At 71.5% G+C, this 19,643-nt stretch carries 14 protein-coding genes and 2 pseudogenes; 13 read left to right on the top strand and 3 right to left on the bottom strand.

Annotated elements, in window-relative coordinates:
* Positions 1-82: 82 nt before the first annotated feature.
* The 4 genes and pseudogenes from Pflav_RS25435 to Pflav_RS25420 form a co-directional block, all read left to right on the top strand.
* A pseudogene (locus Pflav_RS25435) lies at positions 83-839 on the top strand (type 1 glutamine amidotransferase); the annotation flags it as partial.
* Positions 840-3,836 carry a bifunctional [glutamine synthetase] adenylyltransferase/[glutamine synthetase]-adenylyl-L-tyrosine phosphorylase gene (locus Pflav_RS25430; RefSeq protein WP_173038801.1) on the top strand — a complete coding sequence of 999 codons (2,997 nt, stop codon included), beginning with the start codon at positions 840-842 and terminating at the stop codon, positions 3,834-3,836.
* A gap of 70 nt (positions 3,837-3,906) precedes the next feature.
* Positions 3,907-4,803 carry a helix-turn-helix domain-containing protein gene (locus Pflav_RS25425; RefSeq protein ID WP_232071900.1) on the top strand — a complete coding sequence of 299 codons (897 nt, stop codon included), beginning with the start codon at positions 3,907-3,909 and terminating at the stop codon, positions 4,801-4,803.
* Between the two features lie 63 nt (positions 4,804-4,866).
* Positions 4,867-5,688 (top strand): SAM-dependent methyltransferase, encoded by an 822-nt coding sequence (locus Pflav_RS25420; RefSeq protein WP_232071899.1) that lies wholly within the window; start codon positions 4,867-4,869, stop codon positions 5,686-5,688.
* Between the two features lies 1 nt (position 5,689).
* On the opposite strand, the gene Pflav_RS25415 is transcribed toward Pflav_RS25420, so the two are convergent.
* Positions 5,690-7,273 carry a hypothetical protein gene (locus Pflav_RS25415; RefSeq protein WP_232071898.1) on the bottom strand — a complete coding sequence of 528 codons (1,584 nt, stop codon included), beginning with the start codon at positions 7,271-7,273 and terminating at the stop codon, positions 5,690-5,692.
* 36 nt (positions 7,274-7,309) lie between these two features.
* On the opposite strand from Pflav_RS25415, the pseudogene Pflav_RS25410 reads away from it, so the two are divergent.
* The 3 genes and pseudogenes from Pflav_RS25410 (at position 7,310) to Pflav_RS25400 (ending at position 12,221) form a co-directional block, all read left to right on the top strand.
* Positions 7,310-8,499, top strand: a pseudogene (locus tag Pflav_RS25410) (glycosyltransferase family 87 protein).
* Complete coding sequence (locus Pflav_RS25405; RefSeq protein ID WP_173038795.1) at positions 8,496-9,983, top strand: pyridoxal phosphate-dependent decarboxylase family protein; 1,488 nt, start codon at positions 8,496-8,498, stop codon at positions 9,981-9,983. Before Pflav_RS25410 ends, Pflav_RS25405 begins: the two are co-directional and overlap by 4 nt.
* A gap of 72 nt (positions 9,984-10,055) precedes the next feature.
* Positions 10,056-12,221, top strand: coding sequence for an esterase-like activity of phytase family protein (locus Pflav_RS25400; protein ID WP_173038794.1), 2,166 nt, complete (start codon positions 10,056-10,058; stop codon positions 12,219-12,221).
* A 79-nt stretch (positions 12,222-12,300) separates the two neighbouring features.
* Here Pflav_RS25400 and Pflav_RS25395 read toward each other — a convergent pair whose 3' ends face one another.
* On the bottom strand, positions 12,301-12,666 hold the full coding sequence (locus Pflav_RS25395; protein ID WP_232071897.1) for an RDD family protein: 366 nt from the start codon (positions 12,664-12,666) through the stop codon (positions 12,301-12,303).
* Positions 12,667-12,933: 267 nt separating this feature from the next.
* On the opposite strand from Pflav_RS25395, the gene glnA reads away from it, so the two are divergent.
* From glnA to menC, 6 genes are all read left to right on the top strand, one after another.
* The gene (gene glnA, locus Pflav_RS25390) at positions 12,934-14,358 is read left to right on the top strand and encodes a type I glutamate--ammonia ligase (protein ID WP_173038793.1); all 1,425 of its coding nucleotides are present in this window, start codon (positions 12,934-12,936) and stop codon (positions 14,356-14,358) included.
* Between the two features lie 289 nt (positions 14,359-14,647).
* On the top strand, positions 14,648-15,169 hold the full coding sequence (locus Pflav_RS25385) for a bifunctional 4-hydroxy-2-oxoglutarate aldolase/2-dehydro-3-deoxy-phosphogluconate aldolase (protein WP_232071896.1): 522 nt from the start codon (positions 14,648-14,650) through the stop codon (positions 15,167-15,169).
* 2 nt (positions 15,170-15,171) lie between these two features.
* Positions 15,172-16,116, top strand: a complete 945-nt coding sequence (locus tag Pflav_RS25380) for a sugar kinase (RefSeq protein WP_197938740.1) — start codon at positions 15,172-15,174, stop codon at positions 16,114-16,116.
* A gap of 121 nt (positions 16,117-16,237) precedes the next feature.
* Positions 16,238-16,789 carry a CHRD domain-containing protein gene (locus Pflav_RS25375; RefSeq protein WP_173038791.1) on the top strand — a complete coding sequence of 184 codons (552 nt, stop codon included), beginning with the start codon at positions 16,238-16,240 and terminating at the stop codon, positions 16,787-16,789.
* A 96-nt stretch (positions 16,790-16,885) separates the two neighbouring features.
* Positions 16,886-17,716, top strand: coding sequence for a GNAT family N-acetyltransferase (locus tag Pflav_RS25370; protein WP_173038790.1), 831 nt, complete (start codon positions 16,886-16,888; stop codon positions 17,714-17,716).
* Complete coding sequence (menC, locus tag Pflav_RS25365; RefSeq protein WP_173038789.1) at positions 17,713-18,825, top strand: o-succinylbenzoate synthase; 1,113 nt, start codon at positions 17,713-17,715, stop codon at positions 18,823-18,825. The genes Pflav_RS25370 and menC overlap by 4 nt, the downstream gene beginning before the upstream one ends.
* Here the strand turns inward: menC and Pflav_RS25360 are convergent.
* On the bottom strand, positions 18,822-19,511 hold the full coding sequence (locus Pflav_RS25360; RefSeq protein WP_173038787.1) for a DUF4191 domain-containing protein: 690 nt from the start codon (positions 19,509-19,511) through the stop codon (positions 18,822-18,824). The two genes, menC and Pflav_RS25360, sit on opposite strands and share 4 nt — an antisense overlap.
* Between the last annotated feature and the right edge of the window lie 132 nt (positions 19,512-19,643).

Below are 19,643 nucleotides of genomic sequence, written 5' to 3'. Positions count from 1 at the left end.
CGCAGGGCGGTGGGAAGGACAACCTGCACGACACCGAGCCTACGGCCCCAGGGCCCGAAGCGAGCGGGGCGAGCCAGCCAGCAGAGTCCGGGATAGCCTCGGTACGTGAGCACGGCGCTGGTGATCGAAAACGACCCGACCGACGACGCGCGGCGACTGGGGAGTGGCTGACCGAGGCGGGGCTGGCCCTGTCAGTCGTGAAGCCCTACGCCGGCGACCCACTCCCGGCCGACCTCGAGGGGTTCGTGGCGCTGGTGGTGCTGGGCGGTGAGCAGTCCGCGTACCCGCCGCGCCCGGAGTGGTTCGACGGCGTGGAGGCGCTGCTGCGCAAGGCGACCCGCAATGGCGTACCCACGCTGGCGATCTGCCTCGGTGCGCAGCTGATGGCGACCGCGCACGGTGGCACGGTCGAGCGCAGCGCCTCCGGCCCGGAGATCGGGCCGGCGCTGGTCGGCCGCCGGGACGCCGCGGAGACCGACACGCTGTTCCGGTACGTACCACTGGCGCCCGACGTGCTCCAGTGGCATTTCGACGAGATCACCGAGCTGCCCGCGGGCGCGGTGCTGCTGGCCGCCTCGACGCGGTACCCGCACCAGGCGTTCCGGATGGGGGAGCGGGCCTGGGCGCTCCAGTTCCACATCGAGTGCGATACCCCGATGATCGGCGACTGGGCCGAGTCGCTGCCCGAGGGGTACGACGCGTATGAGGTGATCGCGGCCTGCGACGCGGTGATGGTCGACGTCGAAGAGGTCTGGCAGCCGTTCGCCGCGCGCTTCGCGGCGCTGGCGCTCGGCGAGCTGAGCGACATGCGCCGCCCGCTGCCGCTGCTGGGCCAGTAGATGACGAGGCCGACGAGCGCGCAGGCGCGGCTGGCCCGGTACGGGTTCGGGCTCACCGCCGACGTCGCCCGCGCCGCCGACATGCTGGGCCCCGGCGAGCTGGCGCTGTGGGACCCGGCCGCCCAGGAGCCCACCGACGAGTCGGCCGGCGAGCTGCTCACCGCGCTGTCCCGCGCCGCCGACCCGGACCTCGCGCTGCGGCAGCTGCACCGCCTTGTCGAGGCCGACCGCCGGCAGGAGGGGGCACTGCTGGTCACGATGGCGGCGGATGCCGGCCTGTGCCGCCGGCTCGTCGCGGTGCTCGGCGCCTCGTCCGCGCTGGGCGACCACCTCGTCGCCAACCCCAGCCACTGGAGCGCGCTGATCACGGGCAAGGACGGCGTCGCGCCGAATGGTGACGGCGGGCTGCACCTCGCCGCGCCGACCGTGCCCGCGCTGCGCACCGCGTACCGGCTGGCCCTGCTGCGGATCGCGGCGGCCGACCTGACTGGCGGGCGCGGCCTGGAGCAGAGTATGGCGGCGCTGTCGTGCCTGGCCGACGCGACGCTGGAGGCGGCCTACGCGATCGCGGTCGCCGAGCTGCCCGCCGGCACCGAGCCGCCGCGGCTCGCGGTCGTGGCGATGGGCAAATGCGGCGGGTACGAGCTCAACTACGTGTCCGATGTGGACGTCATCTTCGTGGCGGCGGCCGACGCCGACCTGGCCGCCGGTACCACGGTCGCGGCCCAGCTGATCGCGATCTGCGGCCAGGTGGCGTGGCAGGTCGACGCCGCGCTTCGGCCGGAGGGGAGCCGTGGCCCGCTGGTGCGTACGCTCGCCAGCCACCTGTCCTACTACCGGCGGTGGGCCCGCACGTGGGAGTTCCAGGCGCTGCTCAAGGCCCGCCCGGCGGCCGGCGACGCGGAGCTGGCCCAGGAGTGGATCGACCAGCTCGCCCCGCTGGTGTGGCACGCCGCCGAGCGCCCCGAGGCGGTCGAGGACGTGCGCGCCATGCGCCGGAAGATCATCGACAGCGTGCCGCCGCGCGAGCTGCCCCGCGAGATCAAGCGCGGGCCGGGCGGGCTGCGCGACATCGAGTTCGCGGTGCAGCTGCTCCAGCTCGTGCACGGTCGGGTGGACGAGACGCTGCGCGTGACCGGCACACTGCCCGCGCTCCGCGCGCTCGTGTCGGGCGGCTACGTCGGCCGCGCCGACGGCGAGGCGCTGCTGCGCGGCTACTGCTTCCTGCGTGCCGTCGAGCACCGCCTCCAGTTGCAGGCGTTGCGGCGTACGCACACGGTCCCGACCGACCCGGCCGCCGTCCGCTGGCTCGCGCACGCGCTCGGGTACAGCGCCGGTGGCGTCGCGCGCACGGAGGGAACGCCGATAGCCGCGGCCTTGCCGGGGCGCGAGGCGGTCGAGGCGTTCCGCGCCGAGTGGGTCTCGCACGCCGCCGAGGTACGCCGCCTGCACGTCAAGCTGCTCTACCGCCCGCTGCTGGAGGCGGTCGCCCGGGTGCCGGCCGAAGGGCTGCGCATGGTGCCCGATTCGGCCGCCAAGCGCCTGCGGGTGCTGGGCTTCGACCCGACGACCGCGCTGCGTCACATCGAGTCGCTGACCGGTGGCGTGTCCCGTACGGCGGCGATCCAGCGCACGCTGCTGCCGGTGCTGCTACAGGAGTTCGCCGACGCGCCGGAGCCGGACCGCGGCCTGCTCAGCTACCGCCAGGTCTCCGACAAGCTCGGCAGCACCCCCTGGTACCTGCGGCTGCTGCGCGACGAGGGCCCGGTGGCGCTGCGCCTGGCCCGGGTGCTGGTGCTGTCCCGGTACGCGGCGGACCTGCTCGCCCGCGACCCGGAGGCGCTGCGCCTGCTGGCCAACGACGCGGAGCTGGTGCCCCGCCCGCGCGAGGTGATCCGCGAGGGGTTCACCGCTGCCGCCGAGCGGCACGGCGATCCCCAGGAGGCGATCAGCGCCGTACGCGCGCTGCGCCGCCGCGAGCTCTTCCGGGTCGCCTGCGCCGACGTGCTCGCCCACGCCGGCACGCTCGCCCCCGCGCAGCCTGTCGACATCGCGTCCGTCGCGAGTGCACTGTCCCATGTGGCCGACGCGACGCTCGCCGCCGCGCTGCGGGCCGCGCGTGCCACCGTGCCGGAGATGTCGGGGCTGCGCTTCGCCATCATCGGCATGGGCCGGCTCGGCGGGTACGAGATGAGCTATCCCTCCGACGCCGACGTGCTCTTCGTGTACGACCCGCCGTCCGGCGTACCGGAGGGCGCCGCGAGTGCCGCCGCGCAGGCGATCGCCGAGGAGCTGCGTCGCCAGCTCGGGCGCCCGGCACCCGATCCGCCGCTCGGCGTCGACGCCGACCTGCGCCCGGAGGGGCGGCAAGGGCCGCTGGTACGCAGCCTGGCCGCGTACGCGCAGTACTACGCCCGATGGTCGAAGGTGTGGGAGGCCCAGGCGCTGCTCCGGGCCCGATGGGTGGCCGGCGACGAGGCGCTGGGGCGGGAGTTCGAGGCGCTCGCCGACACCGTGCGGTACCCCGATGGTGGCCTCACCCGCGAGCAGGTCACCGAGATCCGCCGGATCAAGGCACGGGTGGAGGTCGAGCGGCTGCCCCGCGGCGCCGACCCGGCGACCCACGCCAAGCTGGGCCGGGGCGGACTGGCCGATGTGGAGTGGGCCGTGCAGCTCGTGCAGCTTCGACACGCGTGGGCGAGACCGGAGCTGCGCTGCACCCATACTCTCGACGCGCTCGCCGCGGCCCGCGACGCCGGTCTGGTGCCCGCCGCCGACGCCGAGGCGATGGCGGCCGGCTGGACGCTCGCCGCCCGGGTGCGCAACGCGCTGACGCTTGTCCGTGGCCGTCCGACCGACCAGCTTCCCCGGCACGGCGTCGACCTGGCCGGCGTGGTGCGGCTGCTCGACGGCGGTGACCCGGGCGAGTTCCTCGACTACTACCTGCGCACGACGAGGAGGTCTCGCGCCGCGTACGAACGCGTCCTCGCCAGCTGACTCGCGTCGTCGGTAGCTTTGCCGCCAACCCGGTGGCATGCTATGCGTCGGGACAGCCCGGGAGGTGCGGGTGACTGGATCACCAGAGCAGGACCGGCACGTCGATGGCCCGACGGCCATCCGGATACTCATCGGTGCCCAGCTCCGCCAGTTGCGCGAGGAGCGGGGCCTGACCAGGGCCGAGGCCGGCGAGACGATCCGGGCTTCGGAGTCGAAGCTCAGCCGGATGGAGCTGGGCCGGGTCGGCTTCAAGCAGCGCGACGTCAAGGATTTGCTCACCCTTTACGGCGTGCGCGACGAGGCCGAGCGCGAGGCGCTGCTGGCGCGCGTCCGCGAGGCCAACGCACCCAGCTGGTGGCATCCGTACAGCGACGTGACACCCAACTGGTTCCAGCGCTACCTGGGCCTGGAGGCGACCGCGGCGCTGATCCGGACCTACGAGGTCGCGTTCGTGCCGGGCCTGTTGCAGACCGAAGAGTATGCGCGGGCGGTCATGAGTCTCAGCCACAGCCCCGGGCTGCGCGACGAGGTCGAGCGCCGGGTCAAGCTGCGGCTGGAGCGGCAGCAGGTGCTCACCCGGCCGGATCCGCCCCGGCTGTGGGCAGTGGTCGACGAGGCCGCGCTGCGCCGCCCGGTCGGCGGCCGGCGGGTGATGCGCGACCAGATCGAGGCGCTCATCTCCATTGTGGACAAGGCGCCGAATGTGAGCTTGCAGGTGGTCCCGCTCGCAGCCGGTGGCTACGCCGTGGCCGGCACGCCCTTCACGATTCTCCGCTTCCCGCAGGCGAGCCTGCCCGATGTCGTCTACATCGAGCAGTTGTCTGGCGCGCTTTACCTGGACAAGCGCGAAGACGTCGACTACTACTTCGACGCGGTAAACCGGCTATTCGTCGAGGCCGCGCCACTGCGCGATACCGTGCGGATTTTGGAGCGTATTCTCCACGACCTCGACCAGGCGCCGGAGTGATCGGATGTATATCCTTGGCGAGCGCGCCGGACCGATCCGCGGCACACCCGAAGGGCATCGCTCGTGACCGAGGAAATCGACCTCTCCGGTAAGGACGAGGGAGAAAAGCCCAAGATTGACAGCAGCGTTCCACAGACCGCTCGTGTGTGGAACTACTGGCTCGGCGGCAAGGACAACTACGCCGTCGACCGGGCCCTCGGCGACGAGATCACCAAGGCGTTCCCGATCATGTTGGACATCGCGCGCGCCGACCGCGCCGTGCTCAACCGCGCGGTGCGATACCTGGCCGGCGAGGCGGGCGTCCGGCAGTTCCTGGATGTCGGCACCGGGCTCCCCACCGCCAACAACACGCACGAGGTGGCCCAGTCGGTCGCCCCAGAGTCGCGCATCGTCTACGTCGACTACGACCCGCTCGTCCTCGTGCACGCCCGCGCGCTGCTCACCAGCGGCCCCGAGGGTGCGACCGACTACATCGACGCCGACATCCGCGACACCGAGACGATCCTGCGCGAGGCGGGCCGGACGCTCGACTTCAGCAAGCCGGTCGCGGTGATCCTCTCCGGGATCCTGGCCCACCTGCCCACAGTGGAGGAAGCCCGGGACGTGGTGCGGCGCATCATGGACGTGCTGCCCTCGGGCAGCTATCTGGTAGCTCTCGACGGCGCCAACACGAATCCCGAGCTCAACCAGGTCATGGAGATCTGGAACGAGACGGCAAACCCGCCGTACACGATGCGCAGTCCGCAGGAGATCAGGAGCTACTTCGACGGACTTGAGTTCGTCGAGCCCGGTCTCGTCGACGTCACCGTGTGGCGGCCGGACCCGAGCCCGTCCGGCCCACCGCCCACACTGGACAACCTGGTCGGCGTCGCCCGCAAGCCCTGATTCACGACGTGATGGTGTAGCGGCCGGGCCCGGGTACCCGGGCGAGCGTCCAGCCGCCGTCGCCGGCGAGGACGGCACCGCCGTCGATGGTGAGCCAGCGGCTGTGCCGCACCCGGACCAGCACGTCCCCGGCGGCCGGCGCGTCGAAGGTCAGCGCGGCGGCGTCGTTCGCGACAAGCGTGGCCGGGGCGGCGACGAGGGGCGTGGGGTCGGGCACCGCGTAGAGGCGCCAGTGCCCGCCCGACCACACCTGCGGCAGCAGCCGCGGCACCAGCGCGGCCTCCGCCCGGCCCACCCACGAAAGCTCGGCGTCCGGCACCGCGACGTACGTGACCGCGTTCTGCGCCAGCCAGGCCCGGTACGCCTCCGGCGTGAGCGCGACCCCGGTACCGGACGCGCCCGGCACGGTCTCGAAGAAGAGCGGGTTGCGCTCGATGTCGGCCTGCCGCAGCCAGCCCCTGGCCAGCGGAAACCCGTCCAGGTACGCGGCCTCCCAGTAGTCCCGGGTCGGCGGGACCTCCACCCGCCCGGCCGGCCGCCGGGCGCGCAGCTCGGCGAGCAGCGGCGCGAAGTACGCCGGGTCGCTGGTCGGGTTGCCGGCGTCGCGCAGGTCGGCCCAGGAGACCGGCGGCTGCCACACGTACACGGCGGCGAGCGTCACTAACAGCCCGGCTGCGGCGAGGCGGCTGCGGATGCGGCGCCGTACGCGTACCCGCGTGTGGATCCGAGGGGAGCGGATCCCGCGCGGCATCCGGGGCACCCGCGCGCAGCCGGCGAGCACCGGGAGCGCGAACATCGCCGCCAGCCGGGTCGCGTTCAGCCCGACCGGGGTGTGTACGAGCGCGGCGACCAGCACCCCGGCGGCCGAGAGCAGCGCGCCGGCCCGGACCGGGCGGTAGCCGACCAGCAACGCCACGACCAGGCTCGTGACGATCGCGTGGAGGGCATCGGTCCGGCTGATGTTCATCCAGCCGCCCACGCCGAAGAGCAGCGCGGTCACGCCGAGCGGGACCGCCGCGGCTACCGCGAGCACCGTGCCGTCCCGGCGCCGGCGGCCAGTCACCAGCGCGAGGCCGGCGACCCCCACGAAGATGCCGGCCACCGGGCTCGTGGCGGTGGCCAGCACGGCGAGGCCGGCCGCGGCGACGAGCCGGTAGCGGAAACCGGACACCAGTGCCACGAGCGCCGCCAGCCCGAACGCGACGCCCAGCGTGTACGTCACGCGCCCGGAGACGAGGCTGCCGGCGATGCACACCGCCCCGACCAGGCTGCCGAGCAGCGGCCGGGGCACGCCCTCGCGCACGAGCAGCGCGGCGAAGGCCACCGCCGCACCGACCAGGGCTAGCGCGCCGGTCACCCGCACGCCGAGCAGCGCCATCACCGGCTGCGAAACCAGGCTGTACCCGAACTGGTTAATCCCTCCGTACCAGCGGAGGTCTATCGGGGTGAGCCCGTGACCGGCGAAGAAGTCCGCGCGGGCGACCTGGGCGGATAGATCGGGGCCCAAAGTGGGTAAGGCGAGGAAGGCGGCGGCTAGTGCGGTCGCCAGGGCCGCGGTGGCAACCACCGTACGACCCTCGTGCACGGACACCTCCATCTCGGGCAGAGGGTAACCGGCAGCATGGAGAAGGTGAACAGGAGGATAGCCGTTGTTGTCGCCATGGTTCTGGTGACGGCCGGCTTCCTGAGCCTCACGATGATCCGCCACGGCTTCTTCGACCTGAAGGTCTACTACGGGTCGATCAACTACTGGGTGCACGACGGCGGCCAGATCTACGACTTTCTCAAGCCCAACAGCAAGTACGGCTACACGTACCCGCCCTTCGCCGCGCTCGCGATGCTGCCGATGGCGCTCTTCTCCTGGCCGGTCGCGATCGTGATCAGCTCCGCCGCGGTGGTAGTGACCACCGGACTGATCCTGTGGTGGCTGCTCGACCCGATCTCCCGGCGCGAGGGGTGGACCCGCTGGTTCGCGTTCGTGATCGCCGCCTGCCTGGTGGCCGCGTTCGAGCCGATGCGCGAGACGTTCAGCTTCGGGCAGGTCAACACGCTGCTGCTCTTCCTCGTCGCGGTAGACCTTTTGTGGCTCGTCGGGCGCGGGCACAAGGCGGCCGGCGTGGGTATCGGCCTGGCCACCGCGGTCAAGCTGACCCCGGGATCTTCATCCTGTACCTGCTGGTCACCCGCCGCTGGCGCGCGGCGATCACGGCGAGCGCGACGGCCGCTGGCGCGACGCTCCTGGCCGCGGCGCTGGCGCCGAACGCGTCCCGGCAGTTCTGGACCGAGATGCTCTGGAACACCGACCGGGTCGGCTCGCTCTCGTACGTCTCCAACCAGTCGCTTCAAGGCGTCATGGCCCGGCTCGACCCGGTGCACCCGAGCACGATCACGTGGCTGGTGCTGGTGCTCGCCACGCTCGCCATCTGGGTGTGGCGGGTGCGGTACGCCGACGTGCGCACCGGGCTCGCGCTCACCGGCGTGGTCGGGTGCCTGATCAGCCCGGTGACCTGGGTGCACCACCTCGTGTGGCTGCTCCCCGCGCTGATCCTGCTCGTCGACCGCGCGCTGGCGGCCCGCGACCGGCGTCTCCTCGCTTTCGCGGCGCTCGCGTACGTGATACTGACCAGCCGCTTTGTCTGGATGTGGGAGTACGGGTCGTCCGGCGTGAGCGGCTTTCTCGGCAGCAACATGTACGTCTGGGTCAGCCTCGCCCTGCTCCTCTTCCTACCGACACCGGAACGGACAGACGGGCCACCACTTACCGATTGGTCCTCGGAGGAAGCGGAGCGGCGGCGCATCGTGAGTGCATGAGCGGGAGTCGCGAGGCTACGGGCCTCGACCACGACGGCGGACGAGCGCCGAGCGACGGAGCGTGGCAGGCACAGAGCGATCCATTGCTGGATGGTGGCGGCGAGGGCGTGCTCGGCCAGGTGTACGAGGCCGCTGGGCCGTACCTCGACTCGCTCGCCGACCGCCCGGTCAGCGACCCGGCCACCGCGCCGCTGCTGCGCGACCTCTCCGGCGACCTCCCGGACAAGGGCGAGGGCGCGGCCGCCGCCGTGCGCCGGCTTCTCCGCGTGGGTACGGGGGCCGCCACGCACTCGGCGGGCCCGCGCTTCTTCCACTTCGTGATCGGCGGCGCGACCCCGGCCGCCCTCGCCGGCGACTGGACCGCCTCGCTCCTCGACCAGAACGCCGCCTTCCGCGTCTCCTCCACGCTCGCCACGGAGGTGGAGACGATCGCGCTGGGCTGGCTGCGTGAGCTGTTCGGGCTGCCCGAGGGGTACGGCGGCGCGCTCGTGGCCAGCGCCACGTTCGCCAACTTCACCAGCCTCGGCGCGGCCACCCACTGGTGGGGCGAGCGGCACGGCGCCGACGTCGCCGCCGACGGGCTGGCCGGGCTGCCGCGCATGCCGGTGCTCTCCAGCGGGTACGTGCACGCCAGCTCGCGCAAGGCCCTCCAGATGCTCGGCCACGGCCGCGAGAGTGTCGAGGTCTTCGCCCGGGACCCGATCGGCCGGATCGACCTGGCGGCGATGGAGCGGCGGCTGGCCGAGCTCGGTGGGCCCGCTGTGATCATCGCGAACGCCGGCGAGGTGAACGCGGGCGACTTCGACCCCGTGGCCGACCTGGCTGACCTCGCCGAGCGGTACGGCGCCTGGCTGCACGTGGACGGTGCGTTCGGGCTCTTCGCCGCGCTGTCGCCGCGTACCGCCGGGCTCGTAGCCGGCATCGAGCGGGCCGACTCGATCGCGTGCGACGGGCACAAGTGGCTCAACGTGCCGTACGAGAGCGGCTTCGCCTTCCTGCGCGACCCGACCCGCCTGGCGGTCGCCTTCGGCATGCAGAGTGCCGCCTACCTACCGGCGCCGGACGATCCGCGCGGTGGGTACGCGCTGCTCGGCCCCGAGTCGTCCCGCCGCGCGCGGTCGCTGCCGATCTGGGCCACGCTCGCCGCGTACGGGCGCTCGGGGTACCAGGCGATGGTGGAGCGCCACCTCGACCTCGCCCAGCACCTCGCCGCGCTTGTCGACGCGGCGCCCGAGCTGGAGCGCCTCGCGGACGTGCCGCTGTGCATCGTCTGCTTCCGGGTGCGCCCGCCGGGCGTACCGGAAGAAGAACTTGACGACCTCAACCGCAAGGTGGGCGCGGCACTGCTCGCGGACGGGCGGGTCTTCGCGGGGACCACTGTGTACGGTGGCCGCGTGGCCCTCCGCCCGGCGATCGTCAACTGGCGCACCACTGAGTCGGACATCAACGTGTTCGTGGAGATCGTCCGGTCGCTGATCCCCTGATCAGCACGGTCGTTGCCCCGACGTTTCCCCGCTGTTACCCAGCCGGACAGGCGCACTGAGTACGCACAGTGGATGAAGCGCAAACACATGGGGCCGCTCGCGGCCGGAGTGCTCGTCGCATCGATGCTGCCCAGCATGCCAGCATCGGCGCACGGCAATCCGTCGCACGGTGGCCCTGGCCCGTTCGGGCGCATCGCCACCATCCCGGCGTACCTCAACAGCGACATCACCGACGATGCCGCTGCCGAGATCGCCGCGGTCAGCTCCGACGGCCGTACGGTCATCTACACCGACAGCCCGGGGGAGCGTCTCGGCTTCATCGACATCACCGACTCCTCCCGCCCGAAGCCGTCGGGCGTGCTGGAGCTGGCCGGTGAGCCGACCTCGGTCGCCACGTTCGGCAAGTACGTCCTCGCCGCGGTCAACACCCGCGAGAGCTTCACCAACCCGTCCGGCCAGCTCGTCGTGGTGGACGCGAAGACCCGCGCGGTGGTCCGCACCCTGGACCTCGGCGGCCAGCCGGACTCGGTGGCGGTCGCGCCGAGCGGCAAGTACATCGCCATCGCCATCGAGAACGAGCGGGACGAGGACGTCGACGACGGCGCCATCCCGCAGCTTCCCGCCGGCTGGCTGTCTGTTGTGGACACTCGTACCTGGTCAGTGTCCAAGGTGGACCTCACCGGGCTGGCCGCGGTCGCTCCGGAGGACCCCGAGCCGGAGTACGTGAGCATCAACCGCGACGACGAAGCCGTGGTGAGCCTCCAGGAGAACAACCACCTCGCCGTCGTGCGGCTGCGCGACCGCAAGGTGGTCAAACACTTCTCCGCCGGCTCGGTCACGGTGTCCAACGTGGACACCAAGGACGACGACAACATCGTGCTGGACGGTACGGTGACCGCCAAGCGGGAGCCGGACGGCGTCGCGTGGCTGGACGACAACCTCTTCGCCACCGCCAACGAGGGCGACTACGAGGGTGGCTCGCGCGGCTTCAGCATCTTCGACAAGCGCACCGGCCGCCCCGTCTTCGACAGCGGCAACGCGCTCGACCGGCTCGCCGTCGCGCACGGGCTCTACCCGGACAACCGGTCGGACGCCAAGGGCGTGGAGCCGGAGAACGTCGCGGTGGGCACGTTCGGCGGCACGCCGTACCTGTTCGTCAACGCCGAGCGGGGCAACTTCGTCGCCGTGTACGACGTGCGCAAGCCGTGGGCGCCGCGCTTCGTGCAGCTGATGCCGGCGGTCAACGGGCCGGAGGGTGTGGTCACCGCGCCGTCCCGCGGGCTTGTCGTCGTCTCCAGCGAGGAGGACATGCCGGACGAGGGCATCCGCTCCTCGGTGCAGCTCTACAAGTTCGGCGCGAAGACCGACTTCCCGTCGATCGTCTCGACGAACGACATCGGGTGGGGCGCGCTCTCCGGTCTCTCTCCGGTGCCGGGCAAGCGTGACCGGCTCGTGTCGGTCACCGACAGCGTGTACGAGCCGACCCGCCTGCTGACCATCGACACCGGCGACAAGCCGGCGAAGATCACCAGCGCGTTGACCGTCACCAAGGACGGCGAGCCCGTCGGGTACGACGCGGAGGGGGTGGCCGCCCGCGCAGGTGGCGGCTACTGGCTCGGCGTCGAGGGCACCGGCCCCACCGGTAACCCCAACCTGCTGGTGCGCCTTCACTCCAACGGTGCCGTCGCCGAGGAGGTGCCGCTGCCGGCCGACGTGGCCGCCGCGATCACCAGCAACGGCATCGAGGGCGTCGCGGTCACCGGCAGCGGCTCGAAGGAGCAGGTCTGGGTCGCGATCCAGCGCGAGCTGACCGGCGACCAGAAGGGCCTGGTCCGGATCGGCCGCTACTCGGTGGCTTCCAAGACGTGGGCGTGGCTCGCGTACCCGCTGGATGCCGCTCCCGCTGGTGCGTGGGTGGGGCTTTCCGAGCTGGTCGTGGTCGACCACAACACGTTCGCGGTCATCGAGCGGGACAACCAGCGCGGCCCGGCCGCGAAGGTCAAGAAGGTCTACACCTTCGATGTCCCGGGTGCCTTCGGTACCGGCCTTCCGGTCGTGAAGAAGCGCCTCGCGATCGACCTGCTGCCGCTGCTTCAGGCCGGCAACGGCTGGACGCAGGACAAGGTCGAGGGCCTGACCATCGGGGGTGACGGTCGCACGTACGCGGTGACCGACAACGACGGTGTCGACGAGTCGACCGGCGAGACCGTGTTCATGCGCCTCGGCAAGCTCCTCTAGATCCACTGCGGTTGATCAGGGACTTTGTGCAGCGGCGCGCCGACCGACACGCCCACCAAGTCCCTGATCAACCCGCGGGCTAGGGGTTGACGACGATGGAGCCGGCGGCCTTGTCGTGCAGGCCGCGTCGCTGCGGGTCCATGATCAGGGCGGGCACGACAAGCGCGAGCAGCACGCCGCGCAGGAGCGCTCGGGGGATGCCGATGCGGCCGCCGTCCTTGAAGGAGACGCATTTGAGCCGGAGCACGGCCATGCCCGGCGTCTGGGCGAAGAGGCCGACGAAGAAGCCGTACTCCAATATGAGGACGACTACGGGTGGCCAGCCGTCGCGGAGTGGGTCGCCGAAGAAGTTGGAGATCAGGAGGCAGAGCAGCCAGTCGATCACGAGCGCCCCGAAGCGCTTGGCCAGGGTCGGAAGCTCCTGGTCGGCCCGCTCCGTCGTCACGGTCGCCCAGCCTACGGGACACCTCTCCGCATATCGCCGCCGACCAGGGGCGCTGGGTGTATGGTCCGTTCGGTGATCTGGTGACGGCCGAGTGGTGGACTTTGCCACACCGCGCGCCCTCTACCGCTGACGTAACACGGCGGAAACATTAGAGACACGCCTGGGCAACGGCACAGCCATACCGTCGCGACCAGCCAGACATCCAGGCGGCCGTGCCGCCTTTAAGCTCAGCGACGTTATAGCTCAGCGACGTGCCAGGAGGACGTGTTGTTCGCCAATTCCGAGGAACTCCTTCGGTACCTCAAAGACGAGGGCGTGAAATTCGTCGACGTGCGGTTCTGTGACCTGCCGGGTGTGATGCAGCACTTCAACGCCCCGGTCGAGTCAGTCGACGACAGTGTTTTCACCGACGGCCTTGCCTTTGACGGTTCGTCGATCCGCGGCTTCCAGCAGATCCACGAGTCGGACATGCTGCTGCTGCCGGATGTCGCAAGCGCCTACATCGACCCGTTCCGCGCGCAGAAGACTCTCGCGCTGAACTTCTTCATCCACGACCCGTTCACGCGCGAGGCCTACACGCGTGACCCGCGCAACGTCGCGAAGAAGGCGGAGGCCTACCTCGCCGCCAGCGGCATCGCGGACACCGCGTACTTCGGTCCCGAGGCGGAGTTCTACATCTTCGACTCGATCCGTCACGAGACGGCGGCCAACAAGGCGTACTACTACATCGACTCGATCGAAGGCGCGTGGAATAGCGGCGCCGAAGAAGAGGGCGGCAACAAGGGCTACAAGACCGCCTACAAGGGTGGCTACTTCCCGGTGCCGCCGGTCGACCACTACGCCGACCTGCGCGACGAGATCGTGGTCAACCTGATCGGCGCTGGCTTCACCGTCGAGCGTTCGCACCACGAGGTGGGCACCGCCGGCCAGGCCGAGATCAACTACCGGTTCTCGACCCTGCTGCACGCCGCCGACCAGCTCCAGCTCTTCAAGTACATCGTGAAGAACACCGCCTGGGCCGCCGGCAAGACCGCGACGTTCATGCCCAAGCCGCTCTTCGGCGACAACGGCTCCGGCATGCACACCCACCAGAGCCTCTGGCTCAACGGTGAGCCGCTGTTCTACGACGAGACCGGCTACGCGGGTCTGTCCGACATGGCCCGGTGGTACATCGGCGGTCTGCTGCACCACGCGCCGTCGCTGCTGGCGTTCACCAACCCGACGGTCAACTCGTACCGGCGCCTGGTGCCCGGCTTCGAGGCCCCGGTCAACCTGGTCTACTCGCAGCGCAACCGCTCCGCCTGCACCCGTATCCCGGTCACCGGCAGCAACGCCAAGGCCAAGCGGGTCGAGTTCCGGGTGCCGGACCCGTCCGCCAACGTGTACCTGGCGTTCTCGGCCATGCTGATGGCCGGCCTCGACGGCATCAAGACCAAGATCGAGCCGCCGGAGCCGATCGACAAGGACCTGTACGACCTGCCGCCGGAGGAGTGGGGCAGCGTCAAGCAGGTGCCCGGCTCGCTGCCCGAGGTGCTCAACTCGCTCGAGGCCGACCACGACTTCCTGCTCGAGGGCGGCGTCTTCACGCCTGACCTGATCGAGACCTGGATCTCGTACAAGCGGGAGAACGAGGTCGACCCGGTCCGCCTCCGCCCGACGCCGCACGAGTTCGAGATGTACTACAACGTCTGACCGAAAGTCCGGGTCGTGAAGGCCGGCACACCTTAGGGTGCGCCGGCCTTCACGTTTCTCGCCGCGGGCCACGCGGTTGATCAGGGACCTTGTGTAGAGGCGCGCCGGGCGACACGCCCACGAACTCCCTGATCAACAGGCCTGGGGCGCGCAGCGCGCGGGCTGGGGCCGCTAGGGTGATCTTTGTGGACCTGAGGGGACTGCTGGAGCAGCACCGGCTGGTCGCGATCGTCCGGGGCGGGACGCGGACGCGGCCACCCGGAGCGTCATCGCGCTTGTCGAGGCCGGCGTGCCGCTGGTCGAGGTCTCACTCACCACGATGGGTGCCGAGACCGTGATCGAGCGGGCGCGCGCCGAGCTCGGGCCGGAGGTGACGCTCGGCGCCGGCACGGTCTGTACAGCCGTCGACGCGATGCGGGCGGCCGAGGCGGGGGCTTCGTTCGTGGTGACTCCCGGCTACGGGCCCGGCGTGGAGGAGGCGACCCGGCTCGGGCTGCCGGCCCTGGTCGGCGCGCTCAGCCCGACCGAGGTGATCGCCGCTACCGGTGCGGCCGCCGCCGCGGTCAAGCTCTTCCCGGCGTCGGTGGGCGGCCCGACATACCTGAAGGCGCTCCGCGACCCCTTCCCGGACGTACCGTTCGTCCCGGTTGGTGGGGTCGACGCGGAGCTGGCCCGCGAATACCTGTCCGTCGGCGCGATCGCGGTCGGCGTCGGCTCGCCGCTGCTCGGTGACGCCCCGCACGGTGGCGACCTGGCCGGGCTGGCGGAGCGGGCCGCACGCTTCCTGGACGCGGTCGCGGTCGTGGTATGAACATGGGCGGTGTCGATGTCCTGACGCTTGGTGAGACGATGGCCGCCTTCCGGGCGGGTGGGCCGCTGCGCCTTGGCGGGCAGCTCTCCCTCTCGATCGCCGGCGCGGAGGCGAACGTCGCGATCGGGCTGGCCCGGCTCGGCCACGCCGTCCGCTGGGTGGGCGTGACAGGCGCCGACGAGCTTGGCGCGCTGGTGCTGCGTACGCTGCGGGCCGAGGGCGTGGACGTGTCCGCCTGCGGGGTCGCACCGGAAGCGCCGACCGGCCTGATCATCTTCGAGCCGCGGGTCGCCGACCTGACGCGGGTCAGCTACTACCGTTCTGGCTCGGCCGGCTCACGGCTGTCCGAGGCGGAGGCCGCGGCGGCGTTCGAGGGCGCGACGCCGCGGGTGCTGCACGTCACCGGCATCACGCCGGCCCTCGGCGACGGGCCGCGGGACGCGGTGACGCGCGCGGTCGCCCAGGCGAAGACGGTCGGGGCCACGGTGTGCCTGGACGTCAACCACCGGGCCCGGCTGTGGAGCGTCGAGCGCGCCGCGGCCACCCTCCGGCCGCTGCTGTCCAGCGTCGACATCGTGGTCGCCTCCGAGGACGAGCTTCCGGTGCTGGTCGACCCCGGTGCCGACCCGCTGACTACGCTCTTCGAGGCGGGCGTGAGCGAGGTAGTGATCAAGCGGGGCGGCGACGGCGCCTCGGCGCACCGGCCCCACCTGACCGTCGACCGCCCGGCCCGCCGAGTGCCGGTCGTGGACACCGTCGGCGCGGGCGACGCGTTCGTGGCTGGGTACCTGTCCGGCCTGCTCGACGACGCCGACGTGGCCGGGCGGCTGGACCGGGCGGTGGCGACCGGGGCGTTCGCGGTGGCCTCCCGGGGCGACTGGGAAGGCCTGCCCACCCGCGCCGAGCTCGGGCTGCTGGACGCGGTCCCCGGTACGACGCTCAGATAAGAGCGTTCGACCAGGTTGAGCGGCTAATCTGCTGTTTCGCAGGATGCGAACGAGCCGAACCTGACCCCGTCGTGGCGCGTGGCCTGCCAATAGGCACGCACGCTACGGACGGAGGCAAGACGTGAAGGTTAGACACGTACGGCTCCTGGCGATCGCCATCGCGACTGTCGTAGTTACCACCGTGGGCGGGAGCGCCGCACTCGCGGGCGGAGACGGCCCGCGGGGTGGCAACGCCATCCAGGAACGGCTTTCCGGGTACGAGGAAGATCCGCTCGTCCTCTCCACGACCGGCTCGGGCCAATTCCGCGCCCAGATCAACGAGCGGGCCCAGGAGATCACGTACCGGCTCAGCTACACCGCTCTCGAAGGCACCGTCACGCAGGCGCACATCCACTTTGGAGGCAAGGCGCAAAGTGGCGGTATCAGCGTATTCCTGTGCACGAACCTCGGTAACGGGCCGGCCGGTACCCAGGCCTGCCCACCCGCACCGGCGAACGTCACCGGCACCATCCGGCCGGGCGACGTGATCGGCCCGACAGGCCAGGGGATCACGGCCGGGCAGTTCACGGAACTTGTCGACGCGATCCGGGCCGGGGCCACGTACGTGAACGTCCACAGCACCCTCTACCCGGGCGGCGAGATCCGCGCCCAGCTGGACCACGACCACCACTGACAAACCGTTCTTGATCAGGGCGTGCCCCGGGTCGCGGCGGCGACTTCCAGGGGACGCCCTGATCACATTCCCGGCGCGAATCAGTACCGTAGGGCGATGAGCACGCCGGCCGACGAGGCGCGGTTAGCGGCCACTGGTGCCGCGGAGCGGCTCGGTGTAGAGGTGCTGGAGCTCTCCGAGGTGGACGAGCAGCGGGCGGCCGCCGAGCTGCTTCAGCGCGTCTGGGACGCCGACTCGCCCGACCAGCTTGTCAACGCCGGCTTCATGCGGGCGTTCTCCCACTCTGGCAACTACGTCGTCGGCGCGTACCGGGACGGCAAGCTGCTCGGCGCTGCCGTCGCCTTCCTCGGCGCCGGCCACCTGCACTCGCACGTGGCCGGGGTGGAGCCGGGGCGGCAGGGCTCCGGCCTCGGGTACGTCATGAAGCTGCACCAGCGGGCCTGGGCGCTCGACCGGGGCCTGCCCACGGTGTGCTGGACGTACGACCCGCTGGTCCGCCGCAACGCGTACTTCAACCTGTGCAAGCTCGGCGCCCGGATCACCGCCTACCTGCCGGACTTCTACGGGCAGATGGACCTCGGTACCAACGTCGGCGGCCCGAGCGACCGCATGTACGTGCGCTGGGACCTCACCTCGCCCGGTGCGACCGCCGCGGCCGGTGGCGAGCCCCAGGAGGTCGACCCGGCCGGTGGTGTCGTGGCGCTGGGGCGAGACGAGGACGGCGCCCCGGTGCCGGTCGCGGCGGCGAGCGGCCCTCGGCTGCTGGTGGCCGCGCCGCCCGACGTCGAGGCGCTGCGCCGCACCGACCCGCCGCTGGCCAAGCGCTGGCGGTACGCGCTGCGCGAGGCGGTCACCGCGGCGATGGAGCGCGGCTACACGGTCGCCGGCGTGACTCGTGACGGCTGGTACGTATTGGAGGACTCGTGAAGTTGACGGGCCTGGAGCTGCGGCGTGTCGCGATGCCGCTTGTGGCGCCGTTCCGGACCTCGTTCGGCACCGAGCACGAGCGGGACGTGCTGCTCGTGCGCGTGGTGACCGACGAGGCCGAGGGCTGGGGCGAGTGCGCGGCGATGTCCGAGCCGCGCTACTCCAGCGAGTACGTGGACGGCGCCGCCGAGGTGGTCCGCCGCTTCCTCGCGCCCGCCGTCGCCGCCCTGCCCAGCCCGGACCCGGTCGCGGTCGAGCCGCTGTTCGCCGAGATCAAGGGCCACCCGATGGCGAAGGCGGCGGTGCAGACCGCGCTGCTCGACGCGCAGCTCCGGGCGGCCGGGCTCTCCTTCGGCGGCTACCTCGGCGCGGTACGCGAGCGGGTACCGGCCGGCGTCTCCGTGGGGATCATGGACTCGATCCCCGCGCTGCTGGACGCGGTCGACGGCTACCTCGGCCAGGGCTACCTGCGGATCAAGCTCAAGATCGAGCCCGGCTGGGACGTCGAGCCGGTCCGCGCCGTGCGCGAGCGCTTCGGTGACGGCGTGCTGCTCCAGGTCGACGCCAACACCGCGTACACGCTGGCCGACGCCCGGCAGCTGGCCCGGCTCGACCCGTTCGACCTGCTGCTGATCGAGCAGCCGCTGCCTGAGGACGACGTACGTGGGCACGCCGCCCTCGCACGCCTGATCCGTACCCCGGTCTGCCTGGACGAGTCGATCACCTCGGCCCGCGCGGCGGCGGATGCGATCGCGTTGGGCGCCGCCGCGATCGTCAACGTCAAGCCCGGGCGGGTCGGCGGCTACCTGGAGGCCCGCCGGGTGCACGACGTCTGCGCCGCCCACGGCGTGCCGGTGTGGTGCGGCGGGATGCTGGAGACCGGCCTCGGGCGGGCGGCGAATGTCGCGCTCGCCGCGCTGCCCAACTTCACGCTGCCCGGCGACACGTCCGCCTCGGACCGGTACTTCGCGCGCGACATCACCGCGCCGTTCGTGCTGGAGGAGGGGCACGTACGCGTGCCGACCGGCCCCGGCCTGGGTGTGGTGCCCGATCCGGACGCGCTGCGCGAGCACACCACCGCCACCGAGTGGCTGAAGATCGCTCCCTAGCGGCCGCGCATCTGGCGGGAGGCACCCCTCGGCGGGCGCATGTTCTTGGGGATCGCGCCCTTGGGCAGGTTGGGGCGGGCGGACAGCGCGGTGAGGCGCTTGTCGAGCGCGTTGACATCCTTGCCGCTGAGGTTGCGGGGCAGGCGCATGAGCGTGGTCCGCAGCTTGCGGATCGACAGCTCCTCCTCGCCGGTGCCGACGATGTAGTCGTACATCGGGGCGTTGCCGATCACCTTGGCCAGCCGCCGCTTCTCCTGCCCGAGCAGGCTGCGCACGCGCTGCGGGTTGCCCTCCGCCAGCAGGATCACGCCCGGCCGGCCGAGCACCAGGTGGACCATGTCCATCTGCGTGGTCGAGCTCACGGCGGTGGTCACTCGCCAGTCGCCGCGCATGTTCTCCACAAGCTGGGCGGCCGCGCCCACCTGGCCCTCCGCCGCGTTCATCATCGCGGCGTTGGACCGCAGGTTGAGCACGATGAGCACGGCGAGCAGCGTGAGCAGGATGCCCACGGGCAGCCACAGCCAGCCCCAGGTGATCACTGCCACCGCGGTGAGCGCAAGCGGGATGAGCACCGCGCCGGCGACCAGCGGTGCGAACCACTTGTCGCGTTTGGCGGTGAACGAGAAAACCATCCCGATCTGCTTCAGCCGCTGGCCGAATGAGACCTTCTCCTCGGGCTTTGCCATGTCAGGAAGTCTAAAGGGCCGCGCGCGGTAAGTACCTTACGGCCCCGCACTGCCGCCGCAGCCCCGGCTAAGGACCCCGCTCATCCGCAACATGGGGAATCGCACCCATGCGGCGGCCCTGCCTTCGCGCGG

The organism is Phytohabitans flavus (genome assembly GCF_011764545.1).
Taxonomy (GTDB): domain Bacteria; phylum Actinomycetota; class Actinomycetes; order Mycobacteriales; family Micromonosporaceae; genus Phytohabitans; species Phytohabitans flavus.
Note: the sequence above shows the minus strand (reverse complement) of the source record. Positions and strands in the feature narration are given on the sequence as shown.